The following is a 24,231-nucleotide window of genomic DNA, read 5'->3' on the forward strand; positions in this document are numbered from 1 at the left end:
CTTCATCTTCAATGTCGGTGATGGTCATCCAGATCCTCTTTAAGGATTCAGTGGGATAGGTTCGTTGTTCTCAGAAGCAAAAAACCCTTCGTTCCAGCCATAAAATAGCTCCCTCATTGAGGAGGCTTGAAGTAGTCGAACAATCAATCGAGAGCTGCAGATTTCAGATCAGAAACACCAAAACAGGCTTCAGTTTTTGCGGTAGCCAAAGGATCCAAAAGGCCCACGACAGCATGAGTAACCAACAATTGTTTGAACAGTTTTACGGGGAAAGCTCCTCATACAGAACCGGCATCTCGAGCGCCATCAAAAAGTTGAGGCTTGTTCAAGCTGAAGACTTCAATTGATTGGGCCACCAAGTACACCAAAGAGCACTACCAGTCCGATGACACCGCCAAACACGATGAGGGCATAGAACTGTGCACGGCCAGTTTCAAAGTATTTGAGACCTTCACCACTGCCTAGTGTGAGCAGACCGGTGAGGTTCACGACCCCGTCAACCACCTTGGCGTCGACTTCCAGCACCTCTCGTGCAATCTTGCGGCTGCCGCGAACGAATAGCTTGTCGTTGATGTCATCCAGGTACCACTTGTTGGCCAGAAAGGCATTGATGGCTGGGAAACGAGCTGCCACCAGCTCACCCAGGTCGATTCGACGTAGGGCATAGGCGAGCACAGCCACGCTGATGCCGATCAAGGAGATAGCAACGGAGGCTCCTGCGAGAGGTAGGAATTCTCCCCAGCTGAAGTGCTCCGCCATCTCAAGGGCTTCTTCGGGGTCGAGCAGTCCGGCAAAGCGGCTGTTCCAGGGAGTTCCGAGCAGACCGATCAAGGCGGATGGGACTGCGAGGACCACCAGTGGAAGGGTCATCGGCCAAGGGGATTCATGCAGGCTGCCGGCATGGTGGGCATGGTCCTCATCTACAGCCTTGCCTGCGGCAGTCATCAGCTGAGCCTGCATGGCCTCATCGTTGCCGCGAAAGTCTCCTTCGAAGGTGAGGAAGTAGAGCCGGAACATGTAAAACGCGGTCATGCCGGCGGTGAGAAAGCCCACCACCCAGAGGATGGGGAATGTGCCAAAGGCCTGGCCAAGAATTTCGTCTTTGCTCCAGAAACCAGCCAGCGGAGGGATGCCACTGATGGCAATGCAGCCGATCAGAAAAGTAATGGCTGTGATTGGCATCTTTTTGCGCAGACCGCCCATCAGTCGCATGTCCTGGGCGAGCACAGGTTCATGGCCCACCACATCCTCCATGGCGTGAATCACTGATCCCGACCCCAGGAAGAGCATCGCTTTGAAGAAGGCATGGGTCACCAGGTGGAACATGCCGGCCACGGGGGCTCCACAGCCCATGGCCAGCATCATGTAACCCAGTTGGGAGACGGTGCTGTATGCCAGTCCCTTTTTGAGGTCCATCTGGGTGAGGGCGATCGAGGCCCCCAGAAAGCAGGTGATCGTGCCAGTGACGGCGATGAACACTCCCACGCTCGGGAACTGGCTGTAAAGCGGTTCGAGACGTGCCACCAAGAACACGCCGGCAGCCACCATCGTGGCTGCATGGATGAGTGCTGAGATCGGTGTTGGCCCTTCCATCGCATCCGGAAGCCAGACGTGAAGGGGGAACTGGGCCGATTTCGCCATCGGACCCATGAACACAAACAGACAGAGAAGGAGAGCAGCCCAGCCAGGCACGATGCCGCTGGATACCCCCGCTGAAAGCCCATCGGCGATTCCCTGGAAGTCGAAACTGCCTGTGGCCCAGAACAGACCGAGGATGCCGAGCAAGAGGCCAAAGTCACCAACCCTGTTGACGACAAAAGCCTTCTGAGCGGCATGTGCTGCGCCGTCTCGGTCGTACCAGAAGCCCACCAGCAGATAGGACGACATGCCGACCAACTCCCAGAACACATAGATCTCGAGTAGGTTGGGGCTCACCACCAGTCCAAGCATCGAACTGCTAAAGATGGCTAGGTAGGTGAAAAAGCGCACGTAGCTCTTGTCATGCGCCATGTAGCCGTGTGAGTAGATCATCACCAGCAAGGCCACTGTGGTGACAAGCGCCAGCATCACAGCCGCTAGAGGGTCGACCACATAGCCCATCGGCAGGACGAAATCTCCTGCGCTTGCCCAAACGAACAGGTGCTCAACCGGTGGTGCGCCTCCCAGTTGCTCCAAGAGCACCGCATAACTGATCACTGCGGCAGCACCGATGCAGCTGATCAGCAGCAGGGCCACCGGTTTTCGCAATCGGTTGATGGTGCGGTTGAAGCTGATCAGACCCAGACCAGTGATCAGGGCCCCAAACAAGGGCAGCACTGGAATCAACCAGGCGGAGTCGGCAGCCGAGGGCATCCAGACAAAACAGCTTGTAGCGAGTGTAGGCAGCTCAGTTCAACAATTCTCCGAGACGCGAGTGCAGAAAGGCCATGCCCCCTCTAGGGATGTAGCGGTGCGCCCACCAGAACACCCCCACGGCGATGGCGATGCCCAGCTGGGCCGGCCGGACAAGTTCGCTCAACACCAGCTGTTGGCGCCCATCGATCACGGCGGCGAAAGGCATGACAGATGTTTCGGCTTGAAGCCTGTCGAAAGCTTCCCCGAAGCGGGCTTTCAGCCGTCGGTCGCCATGCCAGACGGCAAATAGATGATGCGCAATCAGACCTGCACAGGTGACCAGCATGAAGCTGCTGCCAATCCAGAGTGCATGGCTCATGCACCAGAGAATCTGACCGACAGCCTGAGGATGTCGGCTGATCCGAATAATGCCGGTGGCATAGAGGCGGACCTGAGGCTTGAGCACCGCCGGGATTTCCAGCAAGTTGTAAGTGGCTGGATAGAGGAATAGAAAACTGATCGCCGTTACGACCCAGATCGAAGGCACCATCCCCGGCACACCCTGGAGATTCCAGATCCGGATGCCGTCATAGCGGTGAGCCAGGAAGTAGGCGATCACCACCACGGCTGAGGGAATGCTCAGGGCTGCAAAGATCAGCCGCCAGGCTCGCGCCCCGATCTTGGCCTCAGCCCGGGTTCGCAAAGCTGCGCCACCGCTGTGGATCACTGCGAAGACAACGAGCAGTCCCAGCATCACCAGGCTGCTGTGATGGATGCCAGCTGTTGCGTCAGCCAACGAGATGCTGCGGGAGCCGTGATTCTGGCGTTCGGCAGGGGAGAGGACCCCTACAGTTTTTGGGCTTCCGCTCTTCGCCGGGCAGCTTTTCATGGCCGATCTGCCCTTCACCCTGGATCAGCTGCGCATCCTGCGGGCCATCGTCAGTGAGGGCAGTTTCAAAAAGGCGGCTGACAGCCTTTACGTCACTCAGCCGGCGGTGAGCCTGCAGATTCAGAACCTGGAGAAGCAGCTGGAGGTGGCCCTGTTCGATCGTGGCGGTCGCAAGGCTCAGCTCACGGAAGCGGGCCACCTTTTGCTCAGCTACTGCGATCGAATTCTCAGCCAGTGCCATGAGGCCTGCAGGGCACTGGATGATCTTCACGACCTCAAGGGTGGGTCTCTGCTGGTCGGTGCCAGCCAGACCACCGGGACTTATCTCATGCCTCGCATGATCGGTTTGTTTCGCCAGAAATTCCCAGATGTGGCCGTGCAGTTGCATGTGCACAGCACCCGCCGCACCGGTTGGAGTGTCGCTAATGGGCAAATCGATCTAGCGATCATCGGAGGGGAACTGCCAGCTGAATTAACTGAATTGCTGCAGGTTGTCCCCTATGCCAGTGACGAGCTGGCTCTGGTGCTGCCTGTGAAGCACCCCCTCGCGCGTCTGGTGGAGCTCAGCAAGGATGACCTCTACCGGCTCGGATTTGTGAGCTTGGATGCGCAGTCGACCACTCGCAAGATGGTTGATCAGTTGCTGGGCCGCTCCGGATTGGATGTGCAGCGGCTTCGCATTGAAATGGAACTGAATTCATTCGAAGCGATCAAGAATGCTGTTCAGGCAGGCCTGGGCGCTGCTTTTCTACCAGTGGTCTCGATCGATCGGGAGCTTACCGCCGGAACGTTGTTGCGCCCAAGCGTCGTGGACCTACAGGTGCGTCGTCAGCTCAAGTTGATCACCAACCCATCCCGTTACTGCTCAAGGGCAGCCGAAGCATTTCGTAGAGATGTGCTTCCGGTCTTTGCTAGTGCTGACAGCCCATTGCGCCAAGGGAGGAGCGGCGCCCTACCTCTTGAGATCAGCTCCGAACAAGCTGGGCAGAGCGATCAGAACTGATCAGCTTCCGGAGTGATTCCTACGGTGTCATCCGCCACGCCTCGGGTCAGGAACTTGTTCTGTGTGATGTCGGTCTGATAGACGCAGCGCACTACAGGCTTGTCCCGCACTGAACCGATGTAGGCGAAGGTATTCATGCGCTGTTTGCATTCACGCTCCTGAGCCGAAGTGATGGCCCCTTCCTTGCGCAGTACCGCCCAGTTCTCTCTGCGGATCACGCATCCAGGCTGCAGGGTCGGCTGGGTCACGAAACTGCTGGAAGGATTCAGCGTCGTGTACATCTCGATATCCATCACAAAGGCGCTGGCACCCCACTGTCTGCAGAACTCCGGGTCTGGAACCGCCATGTCGAGCTGTTGGGAGCTGGCGATGTTGCCCTGGTCGCCCTGAGTTGTGCTGGTAACGGCACTACCGATTCCGATCCCCACAATCAAAACTCCAGCCAGAACCGCAATGGTTGCTGTGTTCAAGCTCATGCCGTTGCCACCATTCTTTGGCGGTGGTGGTCCTCCGTAGCCTCGGCCGTCTCGACGGTCATCCCTGCGAGGCTCATCACGGCGACGTTCACCGTTTCTTCGGTCGTAGCCGGAGCCGGAACGGTCGTAGGGGGAACGACTCACAGCAGTTCAGGGGTTCTGGGAAGACCCATCGAATAGTTGAGGACGCGGCAGTCAGGGTTGTAACTCAACTTTCCGGCCTGCAGCAGCTCGCGGATGCATCCTTCCAATTCCGTGCCGATGCGACGCAGGTTGTAGTCATTCAGGGCTTGGCCATCATGGCTTTTGACCAGTTCGCGGAAGCGCTGCTGGACAGTTTCGATGGTGTTGTCTGACCAGACGAATTCGTTATCGGGATCCAAGTCGAGGGTGAGCTGACTCGGGTCGGCGACCAGATCACCATTCTCGACCCGTGCCGTGAACAGGCGCACGTGACGGGTGGTGCTCTTCAGCAGGGTCTCAGCCATGAATCAAGCGGAGCGATGCGGGCATCGCACGGGCGTATTGCAAATGACTTTAGGAAGCGGAGAGGAGACCTCTCCTTTTAAGGTTGTTTTCAACTTGTGTTCAGAAGCATGCGTGTCGCCATTGCGGGGGCCGGTCTGGCAGGTCTTTCCTGCGCCAAGTATCTGTCCGATGCTGGTCATACGCCTGTCGTGGTCGAGGCTCGCGACGTTCTTGGTGGCAAGGTCGCTGCCTGGAAGGACGAGGACGGTGATTGGTATGAGACCGGCCTTCACATCTTCTTCGGGGCCTATCCGAACATGCTTCAGATGTTCAAGGAGCTGAACATCGAAGACCGGCTGCAGTGGAAGAGCCATTCGATGATCTTCAACCAGCCGGAGGAACCAGGTAATTACAGCCGCTTTGATTTTCCTGATCTGCCAGCCCCAGTGAATGGCGTGGCCGCGATCCTCGGGAACAACGACATGTTGAGTTGGCCTGAGAAAATCAGCTTTGGACTGGGTCTTGTACCCGCGATGCTTCGCGGTCAGGGTTATGTCGAAGAGTGCGATAAGTATTCCTGGACTGAGTGGCTGCGGGTCCACAACATTCCCGAACGGGTGAATGATGAAGTGTTTATTGCCATGAGCAAGGCGCTGAATTTCATCGACCCAGATGAGATCTCCGCCACGGTTGTGCTCACGGCGCTCAATCGCTTCCTGCAGGAGAAGAGCGGCTCCAAGATGGCTTTCCTCGATGGGGCACCGCCCGAGCGCCTTTGCCAGCCGATGGTGGAGCACATCGAAGCGCTTGGCGGTGAAGTTCATCTCGATTGCCCGCTGCGTGAAATCAAGCTCAATGACGATGGTTCTGTCGCTGCCTTCCACATCGGTGGCATCAAGGGCAAGGAGAGCTTCGACCTCACCGCTGACGCTTACGTGAGTGCTCTACCGGTGGACCCCTTCAAGTTGCTGCTGCCGCTGCCCTGGAAGCAGATGGACGTCTTTAAGAAGCTCGATGGCCTTCGTGGAGTGCCTGTGATCAACCTGCATCTCTGGTTCGATCGCAAGCTCACCGATATTGATCACCTGTTGTTCAGCCGCTCGCCGCTGCTCAGCGTCTATGCCGACATGAGCATCACCTGCAAAGAGTACGAAGACCCTGATAAGTCGATGTTGGAGCTCGTGTTCGCACCTGCCAAAGACTGGATCGGACGCTCGGACGAGGAGATCATCGAGGCCACGATGGGCGAACTCCATAAGCTGTTCCCCAGCCACTTTGGTGGTGAAAACCCCGCTACTCTGCGCAAATACAAGGTGGTGAAGACACCCCTGTCGGTGTACAAGACCACGCCAGGTTGCCAGCAGCTCCGACCGGATCAGACCACGCCAGTCAGAAACTTTTTCCTGGCAGGTGATTACACCATGCAGCGCTATCTCGCATCCATGGAAGGTGCGGTTCTGAGCGGCAAGCTTTGTGCAGGGGCAGTGGACCGCAAGAGCGATCAGCTGGCATCATCGTCCCCTGTCAGCGAGCCGGTCTCGGCCTGAGTCATGCCTCTCGCAGCTCCGGACCTCGACGCAGCCTTCGAGGCCTGTCGTCGGGAGACCGCCGAGTGGGCCAAAACGTTCTATCTCGGAACGCTGCTGCTCCCCTTTGAGAAGCGTCGGGCAATCTGGGCGATCTATGTCTGGTGCAGGCGAACAGATGAGTTGATGGACAGTCCAGAGGCTCAGGCTCGTCCTGTCGAAGAGCTGGCCGATCGTCTGAATCGCTGGGAGTTGAAAACCCGAGATCTGTTCAAGGGACATGTCAACGATGAGCTCGATGCGGTGATGGTCGACACGCTCGAGAGGTTCCCTCAGAGCATTCAGCCTTATCTCGACATGATCGAGGGCCAGCGCATGGACCTCACCTGGACTCGCTACCCCCGTTTCGATGATCTCAGGTTGTACTGCTACAGGGTTGCGGGAACAGTTGGCCTCATGACTCAGGGGGTCATGGGTTTGGATCAGGCCTACAGCTCTGCGCCTTGGAGTGATCGGCCAGACACTTCAGATGCTGCCGTTGCCTTGGGAATCGCCAATCAGCTCACCAATATTCTCCGGGATGTCGGAGAAGATCGCGGTCGTGGTCGGATCTATCTGCCGTTGGAAGATCTCGAGCACTTTGGATATTCCGAAGATGACCTGATGGCAGGTCGCATGAATCAAGCCTGGAAGGATCTCATGGCGTTTCAGCTGCGGCGCGCACGTGAGTGGTTTGATCGCTCCGAGGCTGGAGTGCGTTGGTTGTCCCGTGATGCCCGATGGCCGGTCTGGACATCTCTGCGCCTTTACAGAAGCATTCTTAATGTCATTGAGCGCCACGATTACGACGTCTTCAACAAGCGTGCCTATGTGGGAAAGCTCAACAAGCTGCTTGATCTGCCTCGATCCTTTGTTCTGGCCCAGTCTCGCTAGATCGTGAGGGGCCCAAAAAAACCGGTCATCGTCAGATGACCGGCCGGGAAAGTTGAAGACGCTTCAAACAGCTGTTTTCTGATCGGCAAGCAAGTCCTTGAGCTTGGACAGCTCACCAGCCCAACGAGGATCGGGGGCTTCTTCAGCTTTTGCATCGCTGTGAACAACCTTGTTCACAGCTTTGCGCGCTGAGCCCGGTGCGTGTCCGCCGGCCTGTCCGCGTCGGCCACCGCCGCCGCCGGCATTGCTGTCTCGCCGCTCCGAGCGCTCGACACGGAGTGCATTTCCTCCGAACTCCTTGCCATTGAACTGCTCAATCACGGCATCAGCGACTTTTTCGTCATCGACATTGGCGAATCCGAATCCGCGGCAGGCGCCGGTTTCGCGGTCGAGAACGGCTTTGAAGCGAACTCCCTCCCCAACGCTGGTGAGCTGAGCCTCAAGCTCTTTGCTCTCAAAATTCTGCGGCAAGTTGCCGATGTAAAGACGCACGCTCATGAAACGGGGAAGGGAAACGGAAGACTGCGTGTCAGGCCGATCGTTGTCGTCACTGCAAGGGCAGTTAATCACAGGACCCATCCGGGTCTGTTTGAACTGCTTGGTGGGACAACCAGGATCGGGCTGCGTTCAGCGCCTGCTCTCGTGTTGAAATTCGACCATACGCACGCTCAAGGTTCAAGTGTCGAAGGAGAGCGCCCAAGGTGGGCCCTGGCGAGATTTGGAGGGCTTCCTGAAGGCTTGTCCCATTCAGTGCAGGCCTTGGATGGAAGAGCGTGTCTTGGAGGTCTCTCCAACGCTCCAGCCATTGCTTTTGCAGCGCTGCAGGCCAAGTCAAGATGAGCGCAGGCAGATCCTGTTCCAGATCCAAGTGAAGCTGCAGTCGTTCTGACTCAGTCAATCCCTCGGGGCAAGCATGTCCCTGGATCGATGTTGAACGCTTGATCCAGTAACGCAGCCGTTCACAACGTTGCAATTGTCTGCGACTGAAGCGAAGTTTTTTCAGTCCGGCATCCGGCAGCAGTTGGGTGAGTCTTGCGAGTGGGAGAGCTTGCTTGCGTTCCTTGTCTGTCAGCAGTTCGCTTGCTTGCGCAGTCCTGATAGATCGTTCCTTTCCAGCTGCCGCGTCGTCTTGCTTTGTCCAGGGCTTGAGCAGCTCCAGTTCCAGGATGGTTGCAATGGCGCGGTCTGCGGCAGGTGCGGCGACGAGCCGCAACAGTTCAGCCTGGATCCGTTCGGGCGCGGCATCGGGAAGCAGGGAACGGTTGCGGTGCAGCATCTCCAAGGTTGGATCATCCAGGTGCATGTCCAGCTCCGCGATCAGGCGGAGGCCTCGTAACAAGCGAAGGGGATCCTCCTGAAGGTTGGCTTCCCGGACTGCAACGACCCTGGCGTCCTGCAGATCCTCAAGACCACCTGTGGGATCCAGCAGCCTTGGAGATCCGTCGAAGCTCAGGGCAATGGCATTCAGCCGGAAATCACGACGGTTCAGATCGTCTTCCAGCGTCTCCCCTTCCTGTCGGGCTAGATCGATCGTCCAGCCCCCTAGCACCAGGCGGGCCATGTCCCGTTGTTCATCGAGCACAACGCAGGCACCTCCAAGCCTCTGCGCGAGCTGTCGGGTGCTCTTGAGTGCGTTGTTCGGCACCACCACGTCCAGGTCAGGGGCATCAGAAAGCCTGTCCAGGAGGGCATCACGAACGGCTCCTCCCACCAGAACTGATCCTGTGGGGAGATCTATAGGGCGCACAGGCCAGCATTCCGGTTTCAAACGCTGCCAGATGATTTCAGCCAGCCTGCCCCGATCTCCCGTCAGAATGGGTGTCGAACCGGAGCGGGGGGGCATGTGCATCTGTGTGGACTGCCGCTGGGTGGATCGCTGTCAGGCCTATCACGCTGTGGAGCGGCAGCACGGAGCTCCTCATCTCGCCGAGACACCTGATCTGAAGCCCGCGGACCCTCGAATTCACATCAGCGTGATGGATCTGCCGGCCGGGCAGGTTGGTGTGGAATGGGATGTGCGTGGCTGTGGATCATTTCAACTGGATCGAGGGCGTTGGAGTCGACTCAGGCCCGGTGAGGAGGTGCCTACATGAGCGGCTGGCTGCTCGCTCTTCACAGCTCCACAGAAACTCTTGGGATCGCAATGGTGGGCGCAGAGGCCCCCATCCAAGAAGCCCGCGTGATGTGTCGTTCGCTTGGACGAGCTCTCACCAATGAGCTGGTGATTTCGCTTCAGCAGCTGCTGCCCGCTGATCAGTGGGCAGACATCAGCAGGCTTGCCGTGGCTACAGGGCCAGGCGGATTCACGGGCACCCGTCTCACCGTTGTGCTAGCCCGGACGCTGGCTCAGCAGTTAGGTGCGCCCCTGCATGGAGTGAGCAGCTTCGCCTTGATGGCTCCCAGGCTTCGCAAACAATTACCGGCGCCACAGCGGCACGAGCCGTTCTCGATTGTGCAGACCCTTCCCCGCAGGGGGCAGGTCGCCGGCCGCTACAGGATTGCGAACACAGAGGTGGAGGAACTGGAATCCCCTCGCTTGCTCAGCGATCGCGATCAGCCTGCCCCAGCTGTTGCGATGGCCGTGGATGTGGCTGAGGATGTGCTGCAGCTGTTGCGCTATTGCCGTGAGTGTCATCAGCAAGATCTTCCAGGCCCATGGGACCCAGTCCTGCCGATCTATCCCACCTCGCCCGTAGGACCAGTCTGATGGTCCTGGGTGGTCGCTTGCTGCTTCTCTGTGCTGCAGTTGTGGCGGGAGCCGCTGTGGGGGGTCCCTTGCGCCCTTTCGTGGAAGCTGCTCTCACCAATCATCAGCCCCAGCGCATTTTGGTTCTTGGAGGCGATGCTGATCGTGAGCGCATGGGTCTGCACCTCGCACGCCGGATGAACTTGCCTCTGGTCGTGAGCGGGGGAACCAATCCTGAATATGCCCAGCACTTAGTGCGTAATGCCGGTCTCCCACAGGACCGGGTTCGACTGGATTACAGGGCTGAGGACACGCTCGGGAATTTCACGTCATTGGTGGATGAACTTGAGCGGGACGGGGTGCGCCATCTGCTCTTGGTCACAAGCGAAGACCATCTGCCGCGGGCGATGGCTGTCGGCGGCATCGTTGCTGGAAGCCGTGGAATCCGGCTTACAGGTGTTCCAGTCAGCTGTCAGCCCAAATGCCGTGATGAAAGCCTGGGCAAGCGTGTTGGAGATGGATTACGCGCGGCTGCATGGGTGATCACCGGTCGGGACTTGAAGCCCTGGGCTCGCAGGAACTGGCCTCAGCTTTTTAGCGCTCAATAATCGAGCAGGGCGTTGATGCGTCTCTGGAGTTCGCGTGTGGTTGCTTCCAGGTCCGGTTTGCGCCTGCTACTCGGTGCGGGAACGGGTTCGCCAATTCGCATTTCAAGCTTCACCAGTCGCGGCAGATTGCGACCCATGCCAAGGGCTCTGTGACTGTTGAGGATGGCAACAGGCAGAAGTGGAGCTCCTGATCTTGCCGCCAGCAGAGCTGCGCCAGGCATGGGCTGATTCACGCGCCCATCCGACTGTCGGGTTCCATCGAGAAAGACGCCGATCGCCCAGCCTTCGTTCAGCCTTGCGGTGGCTGTTCGGATGGCTTCACGATCGCTCGCACCACGCTTCACCGGATAGGCGCCGCAAGCCCGGATCACAGGGCCGACGACTGGGATGCGGAACAGCTCGGCTTTGGCCATGAACGACACCGGTCGCCCCAGGGCATGGCCCAGCAAGGGGGGATCGAGATGTGACCCATGGTTGGCCACTACCACAAGGGGCCCGTCCATTGGCACGTTGATGTTGCCGCGGGTACGTCCGCGGAACAGCATCCTGAATACCGGAAACACCAGCAGGCCACTGACCAGCCTGTAAGTGAGGCTTGGACGCGGCGCCTTCCATGGCTGCAGGCCATTGGTGTTGGTTGCAAGGTTGCTGCTCACATTCACAGACCCAGGTCGCCAGCGCTCGCCAGCTGAGAGGTGGTGACCCCTTTCATCGCACGTTTGGCCAGACCGCTGAGCACGTTGCCAGGACCAATTTCAACCATGGTGTCTACGCCGGATGAGGTCATTCCTGCCATCGTTTCTCGCCAGCGCACGCCAGTGGTCATCTGGCGACGCAGTCGTTGCTTCAGCTCACTGGCATCGCAGCTGGGAGTGGGGTCGGTGTTGCTGAAGACCGGGAAGCGAGCGTCCTGGAAAGCAACACTGTCGAGATGGGAGGAGAAGGCATCTGCCGCCTTCTCCATGAAGGGGGAATGGAAGGCCCCTGAGACGGCAAGGGGGATGGCCCGCTTGCAGCTCAGTGCTTCACTCAGCCCGTTCACGGCCTCTGGGCTGCCTGAGAGCACCACCTGGGCATCGCTGTTGTCATTAGCAATCACCACCCCCTCTGTGGCATCCACAAGGGTTTCCAGCTGGCTGCGATCGAACCCGATGACTGCCGTCATCGCTCCACCCCCTGCGCTGGCCATCAGCTCCGATCGGCGTTGCATCAACTCCAGGCCCGTCGCGGCATCAAACACACCAGCCGCATAGAGCGCAACCAGTTCGCCAAGGCTGTGCCCGGCCACCAGGTCGGGTTGCCTGCCTTGACGCAACAACTCATCCACAATCAGCGATTCCACTGCAAAAAGCGCCGGCTGCGTGTTCCGCGTGTCGTTTAAATCGGAGGGGCTGCTGGCATCTGAGCCTTCACCTCTGCAAATCGAGAGAAGGTCCCTGCCGAGCAGGTTCGAAGCCAGAGCAAAGCGTTCCTCCGCACCAGGCAAGCTGAGGATGGGTTCGGCCATGCCGTTTTTCTGAGATCCCTGTCCGGGGAACACCCAGGCGATCGACATTCACAGTGGCGCAACGGTGCTGGGAGCCTAAGCGGGACCCTGCCACCGAAACAGGGCGGCACCCCAGCTCAGACCAGCTCCAAACCCGCTGCTTGCCAACAGCTGTCCAGGCCGGATTTGGCCATCCCGCACTGCTTCATCAAGAACCAGAGGAATGGTTGCCGCTGAGGTGTTGCCGTAGTGCGCCAGGTTGCTCAGCACCTTGGCCCTGGGAATTGCAAAGCGATCGGCAACGGCATCCAGGATGCGCTGATTGGCTTGATGCAGCAGCAGCCAGTCGATGGTCTCAGGGCCAACCTCACAGCGTTCAAGCAGGCATTGCAGGACCGCCGGGACTTCACGCACGGCGAATTTATACACCTCCTGACCATTCATTTCGATCGGTCGGTAGCCACCCAGACGATGGCGTGCATCGGCTGCCAGGGGTTGATTGCTATCGAGGGCAGGCAGGTTGAGTACGCCACCGCGTGCTCCATCACTGCGCAACAGAAACCCGATGAGTCCATCGTTATCTGCAGCTTCAAGGGCCACAGCTCCAGCTCCATCGCCGAACAGCACACAGCTGCGTCGGTCATCCCAGTCCACGAAACGGCTCAGCTGGTCGGCGCCGATCACAAGCGCCCGTCGCATGGCGCCGGTGCGCAGATACTGAGCAGCCGTCACCAGCGAAAACAAAAAGCCGCTGCAAGCGGCTGTGAGATCAAAAGCCACCGCATTCGAAGCCCCAAGCGTGGCCTGTACGGCTGGCGCTGAGCCAAACAGATCATCTGGAGTTGAGGTTGCCAGCAACACCAAGTCGAGGCTGTCGGCCGTCCATCCGGCCATCTCCAGAGCAGATTGGCCGGCTTCAGCTGCAAGGTCGTTCAGGCTCTGATCGGGGCTGCTAACCCGTCGAGTGGAGATGCCTGTGCGGCTGCGGATCCACTCATCGCTGGTTTCCACTCGCAGACCCAGCTGGTTGTTTGTGACCACCTGCGCTGCCTGGGCGCTACCGCTGCCGATCAGAGCGACGCCTCGAGAGTGCGGGGATGCTCCAGCCAAAAGAGGGTCCAAGCAGTGGCGTCAGTCAATCACAGTCCGCCAGAACGCCTGTCAGGCAAGGGGGTTGCTCAGACCCTGAATTCTGCGAGTCGAGTTGTGACTGTCGAGTTCTGCGCTGTTGAAGCCTGCTGGCTGCTTAAGCCCGGGAGGTGGCTTTGGCCCCAAGTTGGGCAAGATGATCCATCACACCATGACTGGCAGCGGAATGCGCAAGGCGTAGGGCACTCACCACGGATAGTGCTTTGCTGCTGCCGTGGCCGATCACGCAGATGCCATTCACGCCCAGAAGCAGTGCTCCGCCATGTTCGGCATGATCCAACCGCTTTTTGATGCGCTTGAGGTTGCTGCGTAGGAAGGCCGACCCCACCTTGCCTCGGCGCCCACGTGGCAGTTCGGCTCTGAGCACGCCAAGCAGCACGCTGCCAACCGATTCAAGGAACTTCAGCAAAACATTGCCGGTAAAGCCATCACAGACCACCACATCGAACTCACCCGACAGCACATCCCGCCCCTCACAGTTGCCAGCGAAGCGCAGGCGTGATTCCTGGATGAGCAGCTCATGGGTGCGAACGGAAAGATCATTGCCCTTGCACTCCTCCTCGCCAATGTTGAGCAGTCCGATTCTGGGTTGGCTCACCTGCAGCACATCCCTGCAATAGATGTCTCCCAGCAGGGCGAACTGGTGCAGGTAGGAGGGCTTGCAGTCCATGTTGGCGCCCACGTCGAGAACCAGCACTGGCTGGCCGGGATCTTTGGTGGGAAACAGGGCACCGATGGCGGGGCGGTCGATGCCGGCCAGTCGTCCCAGACGGAAAATGGCTGAAGCCATTACAGCCCCGGAGTTGCCTGCTGAGTACACGGCCTGGGCTTCGCCTCGCTTCACGAGATTCATGGCCACATTGATGCTGGCGTCGCGTTTGCGCCGCACCACCGTCGCCTCCTCATGCATTTCCACTGAGGGGCCGCTGGTGATCAGTTCCAGCAGGCGTTTATCGATGGCCGCTTTCAACGCTTCACCCAGTCCTGCGGCGGCGGCGGCTTCCAGTACCCGGTCGGTTTCGCCAACGAAGCGGATTTTCACGGCAAGCCGTTCGATGGCCTGCAGGCATCCCTCCAGAATCGGAACAGGAGCGTTGTCACCCCCCATGCCGTCCACAGCCACCCAGACTCGGTGACGGTCGTCGATCTCGAGTTCCTCACCTGGGACCCCTCCCTGAAGGCGTCGGAGTGGATCCATCACGGGTTGCAGCACGGAGCCGGCCATGCTTCCGGCGCTGTTCACCACAGTTCCCGCCATGGAGGTGACGGAGCCTGCCACATTGCCGGCGGCATTGGCTGACGTGGTTGCGGTGTCTACCAGGCTGGTCACTGCAGCATTGCGCCGATACCAAATCACAAGGCGTCGAACAGCCTTGGATCGGCGGGCTTTGATCCTCGGCGCAACGTCCGGGGTGAGGTCAGGATCCTTCGGAGGCAACAGAATCGACGATGCGCTGGAACAGGTAGCCGGTGCCGCGAGCGGTGAGGATCAGCTCGGGGTTGGCCGGGTCGTCTTCCAATTTGGAACGAAGACGTGAGATATGAACATCCACGACCCTGGTGTCGACATGGCGTTCAGGGGTGTAACCCCATACCTCCTTCAGGATCTCACCGCGGCTGAACGGTTCGCCCGATCGGCTCACGAGCAGTTCAAGCAGACTGAATTCCATTCCGGTGAGACGGATTCGCTCGTCGTTGCGGAACACCTGTCGCTTGTTGGTGTCGATCTTTAGGTCTGAGACCTGGATCACTCCTGAGTTGGGGATGCCGGCAGCGTGCTCTTTTTCCACGCGGCGCAAAACGCAGCGGATCCGCGCCTCAAGCTCCTTCGGACTGAAGGGTTTGATCACATAGTCGTCTGCTCCGAGCTCCAGACCAGTGATTCGGTCAGCGACATCGCCGAGAGCTGTGAGCATCACGATCGGAACATCCGACTCCTTGCGCAGTTCCTGACAGACCCCGTAGCCATCCAGCTTCGGCATCATCACGTCGAGCACGACCAGATCCGGGTTGCATTCCTGGAAGCTTTCCAGGGCCTCGGTTCCGTCGCAGGCCGTGACGACGTTGTACCCGATCATCGAGAGCCGGGTTTCGAGGATCCTGCGGATACTTGCCTCGTCATCCACCACGAGGATGGTTTCCTTGGAAGTGGAGGGTGCTGAGGCCGTCATATCGCCGGCAAGGAGCGAAGATAGTGCTCACAAATAGGTGATTAGCGGGTTCAGTCGTTCACGTAGCGCCAACTTTCTTCATCATTCGACGTGCCCCGATCGGCCAATCTCTACGTCTGTCAGAGCTGTGGTGCCCAGACACGGCAGTTCTTTGGGCGGTGCAGCAGCTGCGGTAGCTGGAATTCTCTGGTAGAGCAATCGGCACCCAAGGACGACGGACGCCGCCGTCGCTCCGGAGGCGATCTCTCAGCTGCACCGAAGGCGCGTCGTTCCACGTCGATGGCATCCCTCGGCGATCAGCCCCTTCAGCGCATCGATAGCGGTTACGAGGAGCTCAACCGCGTTCTTGGCGGCGGGCTGGTCCCTGGATCACTGGTGCTGGTTGGCGGGGATCCTGGTATCGGCAAAAGCACACTGCTGCTGCAAAGCGCATCGGCCATTGCGCGGGATCGGATGGTGCTTTACGTCAGTGCCGAGGAATCTGCGCAACAGGTGAAGCTGCGCTGGCAGCGGCTCACTGCTGACAGCAGTGATCTGCAATTGCTGGCGGAGACGGATCTGGAGCTGGTGCTGCAAGAACTCGAAGCTCTGAGGCCAGATGTGGCTGTCATCGACAGCATCCAGGCCTTGCACGACGCCGAACTCTCTAGTGCACCTGGGTCCGTCGCTCAGGTGAGGGAATGTGCGGCTGCCCTGCAGAGACTGGCGAAGCGTCAGAACACCGCGCTGCTGCTTGTGGGCCATGTCACAAAGGAAGGCGCGCTGGCCGGCCCCAAGGTGCTGGAACACCTGGTGGATGCTGTGCTCACCTTTGAAGGCGATCGTTTCGCCAGCCATCGCCTGCTTCGGGCTGTCAAGAACCGGTTCGGTGCCACCCACGAGCTGGGGGTGTTTGAGATGCGTGGTCAGGGCCTAGAGGAGGTCGGCAATCCCAGTGAGTTATTCCTCAGTGGTGAGCGGGCCAATGGGGTGGCAACGATCGTTGCTTGTGAAGGCACCCGGCCGCTGGTGGTCGATCTGCAAGCGCTGGTGAGTGCCACCAGCTATGCCAGTCCCCGAAGGACTGCCACTGGGATCGCCGTCAACCGTCTGCATCAGATCCTTGCCGTGCTGGAAAAGCACATGGGCTTGCCACTCTCACGCTTCGATTGCTACCTGGCCGTGGCTGGTGGCCTCGATGTGGAGGAGCCCGCGGCAGATTTGGGAGTGGCCGCGGCAGTGGTTGCCAGTTTCAGAGACCTGACTCTGCCGGCCGGTACTGTCCTGCTCGGGGAACTGGGTCTGGGAGGTCAGCTTCGACCTGTAGGACAGTTGGAGTTGCGATTGCAGGAGGCAGTACGTCTTGGGTTCAGACGGGCGGTCGTGCCACGGGGAAGCGGGCTGGGTCCGGTCGCGTCTGGCCTCGATCTGGAACTGCTGGAGGCGGGATCCATCACCGAAGCCCTCGTGCTTGGGCTGGGTGTGAACCCCGAGGATGGCGAGACCTGAGTCGCACTGATGCCTCAGAAGTAGACGTCCACGTTGCTGCGGCCGCTGGATTTGAGCCAGTTCTCGATGTCCAGATACCCCCCTGGATTCAGTCGTACCGCCTGCGTCCAGGCTTCAGCTGCTTTGTCAAGCCAGACGTCTGCTTCATCGCGCCGACCCTCTTCTTCGGCAATCCGACCGCGCTTCTCGTAGATCAGCCCCATGTTTTTGAGACAGGAGGGCTGTTTGGGGTTTTCATCAAGAGCCTGTTGATAGGTCTCGATTGCTCTGTCTTCTTCGCCATTGCTCATGTAGATGATCGCCATGTTCTTGAGGGTTTCTCCACGATCGATCGGGTTCTCCTCAAGCTTCAGGCTCTCTTCATAGTTTTCGAGAGCTTCGGCGTAATCACCGTCGTTCTGAGCAGACAGACCGTCGCGGTAATAGACATAGGCCTCTTTGGCCCGGGCATTGATCGGCAGCAGCTTCACAATCAGGTCGGCCATGACCGTGAAGCTCTTGTCGATGAAGTTGTCGTTGCGGTTGCTGCGTGGCACGGAAAGCCGGACGGATTAAACCATCCTGAACCCAACAGGTGCTGCCTAGCGTGGTGTGGTGTGAACCGTTGAAGTGTCAGCAGCGTCTTCCCATCCATTGGACCCGACCGCTCAGTCCCATGCGGTGCTTCTGGATGTGGAGGGAATGAAGTGTGGGGCGTGCGTTCGTGCCGTGGAGCGCACGCTGCTCGCTCAGCCAGGTGTGAAAGAAGCCAGTGTCAACCTTGTGACCCGCAGTGCCTGGCTGCGACTTGATAGCGAGGCGACATCGTCCTCTCAGCCGTTGCTTGATGACGTGCTGGCGGCTTTGCGTGGCCGTGGTTTTCCAGCACAGCCCCGACAGAGCGGACTGTTCTCCAAAGAAACGGAGCCAGAACGAACCAGGGGATGGTGGCAGCAGTGGCGACAACTAATGGTCGCTCTTGTTTTGCTTCTGCTGTCGGTGCTTGGTCACCTCGCTGAAGCTGGGACGCTCTCCCTACCGCTGATCGGCACGCTCAGCTTCCATGCTGCCCTGGCCACGGTGGCTCTGCTCGGGCCCGGTCGGCCGATCCTGATCAGTGGCTGGTCTGCGCTCCGCAGTGGTGTGCCAAGCATGGACACCCTCGTCAGTCTGGGCGTCGGTAGTGCCTATGTGGCGAGTCTGGTGGCACTGATCTGGCCTGCGGTGGGGTGGCCCTGTTTTTTCAACGAGCCTGTGATGCTTCTCGGCTTCGTGCTGCTGGGTCGATTTCTCGAGGAACGTGCACGCCGTCGTACAGGCAGGGCTTTGCAGGAGCTTGCTGCCCTGCAGCCCAATACCGCCCGTTTGTTGATGGCGGATGACACGGTTCGCGAGGTGCCCGTGTCTGTGCTCCGGCCAGGCGAATGCATCCAGCTGCTAGCTGGAGACAGGATTCCCGTGGATGGTGTGGTGCTGAACGGCTGTTCTGCTGTTGATCTGTCGAGTCTCACCGGTGAGCCGCTGCCGCTCGAGGCCAAGCCCGGGACAGAGCTCAGTTCCGGTTGTCTCAACCTGGAGGCCAATCTGGAGATGGAGGTTCAGCGTGTCGGCAGCGACACGGCGTTGGCCAGGATTATTGCCCTTGTTGAGGAGGCTCAGGCCAGACGAGCTCCCATCCAAGGGCTGGCTGACAGGGTTGCTGGCCGTTTTTGCTACGGCGTCGTCAGCCTGGCGCTGGTCACCTTCTTGTTTTGGTGGCAGCTGGGCAGCCGTCTCTGGCCTCAGGTCCTGGATGTTCCTGTGGTGCTTATGGATCATGGCCACGATGCTGCGATCCATGGCTCCCTTGGAGCCGGGGCTCAGACACCGTTCGGCCTCGGACTTCAACTGGCCATTGCCGTGCTTGTGGTGGCTTGCCCCTGTGCCCTTGGCCTGGCAACGCCCACAGTGATCACGGTCTCTTCAGGACTTGCCGCACGCCAGGGCTGGCTGTTCAGAGGCGGAGATGTGATCGAGCAGTCCGCCTCCATTCAGCGGATGGTCTTTGACAAGACCGGAACGCTCACCCTGGGTCGTCCGCTCGTGGATGCCGTGATGGCCAGTGAGGATGCCTCCCGCACGATCCAACTCGCAGCAAGTCTGGAACAAACGAGCCGGCATCCTCTGGCCCATGCGCTGTTGCAGGAGGCTCAGCGGCTCAATCTCACGCTGTTGCCGGTCACGGCCAGTAGGACCCTGCCAGGTTCCGGTATGGAGGGCACACTCGAGTCCTTGAACGGACAACTGCGTGTGGGCTCTCCCGAATGGCTGCAGCAGGAAGGTGTGGTCTGGTCTGCAACGCAACAGCAGGCTGTTGAGGAAGCTCTGAAACGCGGTCAGACGCTCGTGGCAGTTGGTCTTGATGCCGAACCGCTGGGAGTGGTGGCCATTGATGACCGCCTTAGGCCCGATGCCCCTGTGGCACTTCAGCGTTTGAGGGATCAAGGGCTCACACTGGGAATGCTCAGTGGTGATCGTCGTCAGGCCGTTGAAAAGATTGCGCAAATGCTCGGCTTCGCCGATGACGAATTGGCGTGGCAGCTCCTCCCGAATCAGAAGCTGGAGCGGCTTGAACACTGGCGCACAACTGAGACTGTGGGAATGGTTGGCGACGGCATTAACGATGCCCCTGCCCTGGCCGCGGCGGATTTGGGTATCGCTGTGGGCACCGGAACACAGATTGCTCAGGACACCGCAGATCTAGTGCTGCTTGGCGATCGGCTCGAGGCTTTGCCAGAAGCCCTGACTCTGGCCAGACGCACAATGGCCAAGATTCGACAGAATCTCTTCTGGGCATTCGGCTACAACATGATTGCGTTGCCAGTCGCTGCAGGCGCTCTGTTGCCAGGCTTCAATGTGCTGTTGTCTCCGCCGCTTGCGGCACTGCTCATGGCCCTCAGCTCCGTGTCAGTGGTTTTGAATGCCCTCAGCCTGACTGTCCGCTGATCATGGTCGGGCGTTTTCTGGTGCTTGAGGGCATCGATGGCTGTGGCAAAACCACGCAGCTTCGCCAACTAGCCGATTGGCTTCCAGACAGTGGGTTGATGCCTTCCGGAGCCAAGCTGCACCTCACGCGTGAACCTGGCGGCACACCTCTTGGTCGTGCGTTGCGCGAGCTCCTGCTCAATCCACCTCAAGAGTCGGCTCCAGTTTCCACTGCTGAATTGCTGCTTTATGCCGCAGATCGCGCGCAGCACGTTGAACGCCTGATCCGCCCTGCCCTGAATCGGGGAGATTGGGTTTTGAGTGATCGTTTCAGTGGTTCCACCATCGCCTATCAGGGGGATGGTCGCGGACTCGATCTGCAGACCATCCTCGATCTGGAGCGCATCGCCACGGCTGGTGTTACGCCGGATCTCACGTTCTGGCTTGATCTGCCCCTGCAGGAGAGCCTCAAGCGTCGCGGTGCTCGCAGCGATGATCGGATCGAAGCCGAAGGAGAGACCTTTCTGGCGCGGGTGTCTGAAGGGTTCCAGCGCCTGTCAGCTGAGCGGGGCTGGACGCCGGTGGCGGCGGACCAGAGCGCTGATCAGGTACAGCAGGTCATTCGCACAAGGCTGAGGTCTTGGTTTGCCAAGGCACTGCTATGAGTGAGATGTTGTTTGGCGAGTTGCAGGGTCAGCCGCTGGCAGAACGGTTGCTCATTGCGGCACTGCAAAACCACCGACTGGCGCCTGCTTATCTGTTTAGTGGCCCAGATGGAGTGGGCCGACGTCTTGCTGCGCTCCGTTTCCTGGAAGGTCTGCTGGGCGGAGGTGACTCCATTCCGCGCGAACGCCGGCGGCTTGAAGAACGCAACCATCCCGACTTGCTTTGGGTCGAGCCCACTTATAACCATCAGGGTCGTCTAATCCCACGATCGGAAGCCGAGTCCATCGGCATTAGCAAGCGGACACCACCGCAGGTTCGCTTGGAGCAGATCCGTGGCCTTAGCAGGTTTTTGGCCCGTCAGCCTTTGCAGTCGCCAAGAGGTCTGGTGGTTCTGGAACAACCTGAGGCCATGGCGGAGGGAGCGGCAAACGCTCTGCTCAAGACTCTTGAAGAGCCAGGACATGGACTATTGATTCTGTTGTCCGCTGCACCGGAAAGACTCCTGACCACCATCCGATCGCGATGTCAGCAGATCCGTTTCACACGCCTCAGCGAGGTGTGCATGCGCTCAGTGCTGGTGCAATTGCCTGACGGGACAGGTGAGCAAGCGCTTGCCCTAGCGGCCAGTCATCCAGAGCTCTTGGCCTTGGCAGGTGGATCGCCTGGCGCCCTGCTGGAGCATGTGCGGGTTTGGAACACCATCCCAGAGGAGCTGAGGCAAAGATTTCAAAGCCTTCCCACAACGCCGTTACAAGCTCTCGCTTTGGCGAAAGATGTCACAGAGCAGCTGGAAGGAGACCAGCAGCTCTGGATAATCAACTGGTGGCAGTACAAACTTTGGAATTCATCCAATCAGCCTGAGCGTTTAAAAAGGCTGAATCGTCTTCGCCAACATTTGCTGTCGTTTGTTCAACCCAGACTGGCCTGGGAGGTGGCACTACTCAACTTGATTGAAGCTTGATCAGCTTCGGATCAAGCGCTTGCGCGGCTCTCCTGATCTTTCTGTTCACGATCTTGGCGTGCCTGAGCAAGAACATCTTGAAGTCCCTCGAGCTGAGCTCCGGTTGGAAGCTCCAGGCAGTACCCGGCTCCATAAACCGTTTTGATAAAGCGCGGTTTACGGGGATCTGGCTCAAGTTTTGTGCGCAAGTGCCTTACATGCACTCGGATGGTTTCGATGTCGTCGTCTGGCTCATATCCCCAAACCTCCTTGAGGATCAGAGACGGCGCAACGGTCTGACCATGACGCTGCAACAGGCAGTGCAGCAATTCAAACTCAAGGTGAGTGAGGCGAACTGGTCGATCGAACCAGATCGCTTCAAATCGTTCCGGAACCAGGGTCAGAGGACCGTAACTGAGAATCTCATGATGGTTGCTGCTTGTTCCAACCGGTGCTCGATCGCTACGGCGTAACAAAGCTTTGACCCTCACCTGAAGTTCCTCCAGGTCAAAGGGCTTTGTCAGGTAGTCGTCTGCTCCAGAATTGAATCCACTCACTTTGTCTTTGGTTCCACCAAGTGCAGTGAGCATCAAAATCGGAATGGCAGCCGTGCGTTCATCGCGTCGAAGACGTTGGCAAAGAGTGAGTCCATCGACCTTGGGCAGCATCAGATCCAAAAGAATCAGATCAGGGCTGTACTGCAGCGCCAGAGCTTGGCCTTTGATTCCATCGTCGGCGCTTTGAACATCGAAGCCACTGTGCTCAAGGTGACCACTCACCAATTCACGCATGTCCCGGTCGTCTTCGATTAGCAGGATGCAGGGCTTCATCGATAGAGCAGCGGAGGAAAAGGTGGACGTGGGTATGCCGCGTCATGGCTTGACAGATTCTCTCAAGGTTCTTTGTGGCTTGCAGTGATGTCCTTCTGGGGAGTCAACAGGATTACTTGGTTGAGAACTACTGCTGCTACTGAGTTTTTTCGCTAATTTGACTCTGTTTGACGTCATGGCCTCTACAGAAAGTCTTCGGTTTCGAGGGGCAACTGTTAAGGAAATTCCATTTTTCAGAGCATTTTCAGGGAGGGGATTCAGCTGCTGGAAGGTTCAGTCCTCGATCTGGCGAGAGTTTGTGGGACGTTTTCAACAAAAAAATCACCACTACCCAATGAGTCGTGGTGATGAAGTTGATCTGAACTCCCCGGGCGGGATTCGAACCTGCGACCAATCGATTAACAGTCGACCGCTCTACCGCTGAGCTACCGAGGAATGTGACGTGGAGAACTTACCCCTCAGCCATGCCGTCCCGCAAGGGGTTCAAGTTGATTTCGAAGCGATGGTCCGTTCTGCCAGGCACCAACTCGTCCTCGCTCCATTCTGGCGGCTCCATCAGCATGATCCAATTCTCCAAGTCGGTGGGTGATCCAGAGAGCAGTCAAGGGAGATCTGGAACGGTGGCAGAGCTGTTGGACCGTGCTCAGGATGGCCGCCTGACTGGTGGGGTCCAGTAGTGCTGTGGGCTCATCGAGCAGCAGAAGCGTTGCTTCGCTGGCCAGCGCGCCGGCGATGGCCAGACGTTGCTTCTGGCCCCCACTCAGGGTGTGAATCGGTCGGCCAGCCATCTCTGCCAGTCCGACCTGCTCCATCAGTCGTTGGATTCTGTGACGCTGTTCATGACGACTCAAGCCTGAGGGCAAATTGAGCAGAAGTTCGCTGCCGCAGCTGGGTAGCAAAAGTTGGTGGTCTGGATTTTGGAAGACAAGGGCTGGCCTCAGGTCATGACAGACAAGGCCTGACTGAGGACTGATCAGTCCGCTGATGATTCTGAACAGGGTGCTTTTGCCGCTGCCATTGCTGCCCACAAGCATCCAGAGTCCTGGTCCGGGAACCTGGAAGCTGCAGCGATCAAGAGCTTTTGTGCCGCAGGGCCAGCTGTAACTGACTCTTTCGAACTTCAGTCCTGCTGGCGCGGCCTTTTGGTCGGGGCTCATGCAGGTTCAGCCATCAAGGGAGAAGCCCGGACGCTTGCTTCCACCCGCAGCCGCTGTTTTTTCGTAGATCTGCACTGCAAGCAAATCATTGGTGAGCACGCTGAGTCGTTTGCCTTCAACTTTTTCGCAGGTGAGTTCGAGCAACTTTGGTTGCCCCTGCTCAAGTGCAGTCCGTACCTGTTGATAAAGCCCCTCAGCAGCGTCAAGCTCCTTGCGCTGCACGGACACGGGCATGGGGCTCATACGCAGAGCCAGCTCAATCACGTACACGGTCGGATCTCTTCACTCATGTCATCTTCGCGAATGGAAGGCTGGTGTGTAGTCGTGGGCATTTCTACTCATGTCGCGATCAATTTCTGAATCATTGCCCACAGAATCGCTGACTCCAACTAGGCTCGGCACGTAAAGCTTCATGAAGCTCCTCTCATGACGATCGCTGTAGGACGCGCGCCACAGCGGGGATGGTTTGACGTCCTCG

Annotated in this window: 26 protein-coding genes and 1 tRNA gene; 10 read left to right on the forward strand and 17 right to left on the reverse strand. The window is 58.7% G+C overall.

The features are described 5' to 3' along the window. Positions 1-339: 339 nt before the first annotated feature. Positions 340-2,352 carry an NAD(P)H-quinone oxidoreductase subunit 5 gene (locus tag DXY31_RS11545; RefSeq protein ID WP_114993902.1) on the reverse strand — a complete coding sequence of 671 codons (2,013 nt, stop codon included), beginning with the start codon at positions 2,350-2,352 and terminating at the stop codon, positions 340-342. A gap of 34 nt (positions 2,353-2,386) precedes the next feature. Then, the gene (locus tag DXY31_RS11550) at positions 2,387-3,088 is read right to left on the reverse strand and encodes an NnrU family protein (RefSeq protein ID WP_114993942.1); all 702 of its coding nucleotides are present in this window, start codon (positions 3,086-3,088) and stop codon (positions 2,387-2,389) included. 133 nt (positions 3,089-3,221) lie between these two features. Between DXY31_RS11550 and DXY31_RS11555 the strand changes: the two genes are divergently transcribed. Further along, positions 3,222-4,226, forward strand: coding sequence for a LysR family transcriptional regulator (locus DXY31_RS11555; RefSeq protein ID WP_114993903.1), 1,005 nt, complete (start codon positions 3,222-3,224; stop codon positions 4,224-4,226). Here DXY31_RS11555 and DXY31_RS11560 read toward each other — a convergent pair. Both DXY31_RS11560 and ndhM read right to left on the reverse strand, forming a co-directional pair. Beyond that, positions 4,217-4,846, reverse strand: coding sequence for a DUF3172 domain-containing protein (locus DXY31_RS11560; RefSeq protein ID WP_114993904.1), 630 nt, complete (start codon positions 4,844-4,846; stop codon positions 4,217-4,219). The genes DXY31_RS11555 and DXY31_RS11560 overlap by 10 nt on opposite strands. Beyond that, a complete protein-coding gene (ndhM, locus tag DXY31_RS11565; protein WP_114993905.1) occupies positions 4,843-5,190 on the reverse strand; it encodes an NAD(P)H-quinone oxidoreductase subunit M in 348 nt (115 codons plus the stop codon). Before ndhM ends, DXY31_RS11560 begins: the two co-directional genes overlap by 4 nt. 108 nt (positions 5,191-5,298) lie before the next feature. Here ndhM and pds point away from each other — a divergent pair, with 108 nt between their 5' ends. Beyond that, the gene (gene pds / locus DXY31_RS11570) at positions 5,299-6,717 is read left to right on the forward strand and encodes a 15-cis-phytoene desaturase (protein ID WP_114993906.1); all 1,419 of its coding nucleotides are present in this window, start codon (positions 5,299-5,301) and stop codon (positions 6,715-6,717) included. A 3-nt stretch (positions 6,718-6,720) separates the two neighbouring features. Next, the gene (locus tag DXY31_RS11575; RefSeq protein WP_114993907.1) at positions 6,721-7,629 is read left to right on the forward strand and encodes a phytoene synthase; all 909 of its coding nucleotides are present in this window, start codon (positions 6,721-6,723) and stop codon (positions 7,627-7,629) included. 63 nt (positions 7,630-7,692) lie between these two features. Here DXY31_RS11575 and DXY31_RS11580 read toward each other — a convergent pair whose 3' ends face one another. Continuing rightward, positions 7,693-8,127: an RNA-binding protein gene (locus DXY31_RS11580; RefSeq protein ID WP_114993943.1), complete on the reverse strand. Its 435-nt coding sequence runs from the start codon at positions 8,125-8,127 to the stop codon at positions 7,693-7,695. A gap of 64 nt (positions 8,128-8,191) precedes the next feature. Continuing rightward, positions 8,192-9,472 carry a CCA tRNA nucleotidyltransferase gene (locus DXY31_RS11585; protein ID WP_114993908.1) on the reverse strand — a complete coding sequence of 427 codons (1,281 nt, stop codon included), beginning with the start codon at positions 9,470-9,472 and terminating at the stop codon, positions 8,192-8,194. Between DXY31_RS11585 and DXY31_RS11590 the strand changes: the two genes are divergently transcribed. From DXY31_RS11590 to DXY31_RS11600, 3 genes are read left to right on the forward strand one after another with little or no spacing between them, the layout of a single operon-like run. Beyond that, positions 9,471-9,722: a Ycf34 family protein gene (locus tag DXY31_RS11590; protein ID WP_066909016.1), complete on the forward strand. Its 252-nt coding sequence runs from the start codon at positions 9,471-9,473 to the stop codon at positions 9,720-9,722. The genes DXY31_RS11585 and DXY31_RS11590 overlap by 2 nt on opposite strands. Beyond that, positions 9,719-10,336, forward strand: a complete 618-nt coding sequence (tsaB, locus tag DXY31_RS11595; protein ID WP_114993909.1) for a tRNA (adenosine(37)-N6)-threonylcarbamoyltransferase complex dimerization subunit type 1 TsaB — start codon at positions 9,719-9,721, stop codon at positions 10,334-10,336. The genes DXY31_RS11590 and tsaB overlap by 4 nt, the downstream gene beginning before the upstream one ends. Continuing rightward, positions 10,336-10,923, forward strand: coding sequence for a YdcF family protein (locus DXY31_RS11600; RefSeq protein ID WP_114993910.1), 588 nt, complete (start codon positions 10,336-10,338; stop codon positions 10,921-10,923). The genes tsaB and DXY31_RS11600 overlap by 1 nt, the downstream gene beginning before the upstream one ends. Here the strand turns inward: DXY31_RS11600 and DXY31_RS11605 are convergent. From DXY31_RS11605 to rpaB, 5 genes are all read right to left on the reverse strand, one after another. Further along, positions 10,917-11,579, reverse strand: coding sequence for a 1-acyl-sn-glycerol-3-phosphate acyltransferase (locus DXY31_RS11605; RefSeq protein WP_244279731.1), 663 nt, complete (start codon positions 11,577-11,579; stop codon positions 10,917-10,919). The genes DXY31_RS11600 and DXY31_RS11605 overlap by 7 nt on opposite strands. A gap of 2 nt (positions 11,580-11,581) precedes the next feature. Then, positions 11,582-12,478, reverse strand: coding sequence for an ACP S-malonyltransferase (gene fabD, locus DXY31_RS11610; RefSeq protein ID WP_114993911.1), 897 nt, complete (start codon positions 12,476-12,478; stop codon positions 11,582-11,584). Positions 12,479-12,505: 27 nt separating this feature from the next. After that, positions 12,506-13,519 (reverse strand): beta-ketoacyl-ACP synthase III, encoded by a 1,014-nt coding sequence (locus DXY31_RS11615; protein ID WP_114993945.1) that lies wholly within the window; start codon positions 13,517-13,519, stop codon positions 12,506-12,508. Positions 13,520-13,655: 136 nt separating this feature from the next. After that, entirely contained in the window at positions 13,656-14,996 is a 1,341-nt protein-coding gene (gene plsX / locus DXY31_RS11620) for a phosphate acyltransferase PlsX (protein WP_114993912.1), read from the reverse strand. After that, complete coding sequence (gene rpaB, locus DXY31_RS11625; RefSeq protein ID WP_066909001.1) at positions 14,977-15,729, reverse strand: response regulator transcription factor RpaB; 753 nt, start codon at positions 15,727-15,729, stop codon at positions 14,977-14,979. The genes plsX and rpaB overlap by 20 nt, the downstream gene beginning before the upstream one ends. 90 nt (positions 15,730-15,819) lie before the next feature. On the opposite strand from rpaB, the gene radA reads away from it, so the two are divergent. Further along, the gene (radA, locus tag DXY31_RS11630; RefSeq protein WP_114993913.1) at positions 15,820-17,217 is read left to right on the forward strand and encodes a DNA repair protein RadA; all 1,398 of its coding nucleotides are present in this window, start codon (positions 15,820-15,822) and stop codon (positions 17,215-17,217) included. Between the two features lie 14 nt (positions 17,218-17,231). Here the strand turns inward: radA and DXY31_RS11635 are convergent, their stop codons facing one another. Continuing rightward, positions 17,232-17,753 (reverse strand): photosystem I assembly protein Ycf3, encoded by a 522-nt coding sequence (locus DXY31_RS11635; protein ID WP_066908996.1) that lies wholly within the window; start codon positions 17,751-17,753, stop codon positions 17,232-17,234. Positions 17,754-17,850: 97 nt separating this feature from the next. On the opposite strand from DXY31_RS11635, the gene DXY31_RS11640 reads away from it, so the two are divergent. The 3 genes from DXY31_RS11640 to DXY31_RS11650 are packed head-to-tail and all read left to right on the forward strand — an operon-like array spanning position 17,851 to position 21,787. After that, positions 17,851-20,181: a cation-translocating P-type ATPase gene (locus DXY31_RS11640; RefSeq protein WP_256359630.1), complete on the forward strand. Its 2,331-nt coding sequence runs from the start codon at positions 17,851-17,853 to the stop codon at positions 20,179-20,181. Between the two features lie 2 nt (positions 20,182-20,183). After that, on the forward strand, positions 20,184-20,825 hold the full coding sequence (tmk, locus tag DXY31_RS11645; protein ID WP_114993914.1) for a dTMP kinase: 642 nt from the start codon (positions 20,184-20,186) through the stop codon (positions 20,823-20,825). Next, positions 20,822-21,787, forward strand: a complete 966-nt coding sequence (locus DXY31_RS11650; RefSeq protein ID WP_114993915.1) for a DNA polymerase III subunit delta' — start codon at positions 20,822-20,824, stop codon at positions 21,785-21,787. The genes tmk and DXY31_RS11650 overlap by 4 nt, the downstream gene beginning before the upstream one ends. Positions 21,788-21,798: 11 nt before the next feature. Here the strand turns inward: DXY31_RS11650 and DXY31_RS11655 are convergent, their stop codons facing one another. The 5 genes from DXY31_RS11655 to DXY31_RS17425 form a co-directional block, all read right to left on the reverse strand. Continuing rightward, complete coding sequence (locus DXY31_RS11655) at positions 21,799-22,596, reverse strand: response regulator transcription factor (protein ID WP_067096292.1); 798 nt, start codon at positions 22,594-22,596, stop codon at positions 21,799-21,801. Between the two features lie 363 nt (positions 22,597-22,959). Beyond that, positions 22,960-23,031: transfer RNA gene (locus tag DXY31_RS11660), tRNA-Asn, on the reverse strand. A gap of 23 nt (positions 23,032-23,054) precedes the next feature. Then, entirely contained in the window at positions 23,055-23,753 is a 699-nt protein-coding gene (locus tag DXY31_RS11665) for an ABC transporter ATP-binding protein (RefSeq protein ID WP_114993916.1), read from the reverse strand. Positions 23,754-23,759: 6 nt separating this feature from the next. After that, on the reverse strand, positions 23,760-24,023 hold the full coding sequence (locus tag DXY31_RS11670; RefSeq protein WP_114993917.1) for a hypothetical protein: 264 nt from the start codon (positions 24,021-24,023) through the stop codon (positions 23,760-23,762). Positions 24,024-24,044: 21 nt separating this feature from the next. Continuing rightward, a partial coding sequence (locus tag DXY31_RS17425; protein ID WP_206749815.1) for a hypothetical protein occupies positions 24,045-24,231 on the reverse strand: 187 nt, incomplete at its 5' end.

Origin of the sequence: Synechococcus sp. UW179A, from assembly GCF_900473965.1 — a bacterium.
Lineage (GTDB): Bacteria > Cyanobacteriota > Cyanobacteriia > PCC-6307 > Cyanobiaceae > Synechococcus_C.

Coding starts and splice junctions, on each gene's coding strand:
- DXY31_RS11545 (WP_114993902.1), bottom strand. CDS start 2,352: ATGCCCTCGGCTGCCGACTCCGCCTGGTTGATTCCAGTGCTGCCCTTG.
- DXY31_RS11550 (WP_114993942.1), bottom strand. CDS start 3,088: ATGCTGGGACTGCTCGTTGTCTTCGCAGTGATCCACAGCGGTGGCGCA.
- DXY31_RS11555 (WP_114993903.1), top strand. CDS start 3,222: ATGGCCGATCTGCCCTTCACCCTGGATCAGCTGCGCATCCTGCGGGCC.
- ndhM (WP_114993905.1), bottom strand. CDS start 5,190: ATGGCTGAGACCCTGCTGAAGAGCACCACCCGTCACGTGCGCCTGTTC.
- pds (WP_114993906.1), top strand. CDS start 5,299: ATGCGTGTCGCCATTGCGGGGGCCGGTCTGGCAGGTCTTTCCTGCGCC.
- DXY31_RS11575 (WP_114993907.1), top strand. CDS start 6,721: ATGCCTCTCGCAGCTCCGGACCTCGACGCAGCCTTCGAGGCCTGTCGT.
- DXY31_RS11580 (WP_114993943.1), bottom strand. CDS start 8,127: ATGAGCGTGCGTCTTTACATCGGCAACTTGCCGCAGAATTTTGAGAGC.
- DXY31_RS11590 (WP_066909016.1), top strand. CDS start 9,471: ATGTGCATCTGTGTGGACTGCCGCTGGGTGGATCGCTGTCAGGCCTAT.
- DXY31_RS11585 (WP_114993908.1), bottom strand. CDS start 9,472: ATGCCCCCCCGCTCCGGTTCGACACCCATTCTGACGGGAGATCGGGGC.
- tsaB (WP_114993909.1), top strand. CDS start 9,719: ATGAGCGGCTGGCTGCTCGCTCTTCACAGCTCCACAGAAACTCTTGGG.
- DXY31_RS11600 (WP_114993910.1), top strand. CDS start 10,336: ATGGTCCTGGGTGGTCGCTTGCTGCTTCTCTGTGCTGCAGTTGTGGCG.
- fabD (WP_114993911.1), bottom strand. CDS start 12,478: ATGTCGATCGCCTGGGTGTTCCCCGGACAGGGATCTCAGAAAAACGGC.
- rpaB (WP_066909001.1), bottom strand. CDS start 15,729: ATGACGGCCTCAGCACCCTCCACTTCCAAGGAAACCATCCTCGTGGTG.
- tmk (WP_114993914.1), top strand. CDS start 20,184: ATGGTCGGGCGTTTTCTGGTGCTTGAGGGCATCGATGGCTGTGGCAAA.
- DXY31_RS11650 (WP_114993915.1), top strand. CDS start 20,822: ATGAGTGAGATGTTGTTTGGCGAGTTGCAGGGTCAGCCGCTGGCAGAA.
- DXY31_RS11655 (WP_067096292.1), bottom strand. CDS start 22,596: ATGAAGCCCTGCATCCTGCTAATCGAAGACGACCGGGACATGCGTGAA.
- DXY31_RS11665 (WP_114993916.1), bottom strand. CDS start 23,753: ATGAGCCCCGACCAAAAGGCCGCGCCAGCAGGACTGAAGTTCGAAAGA.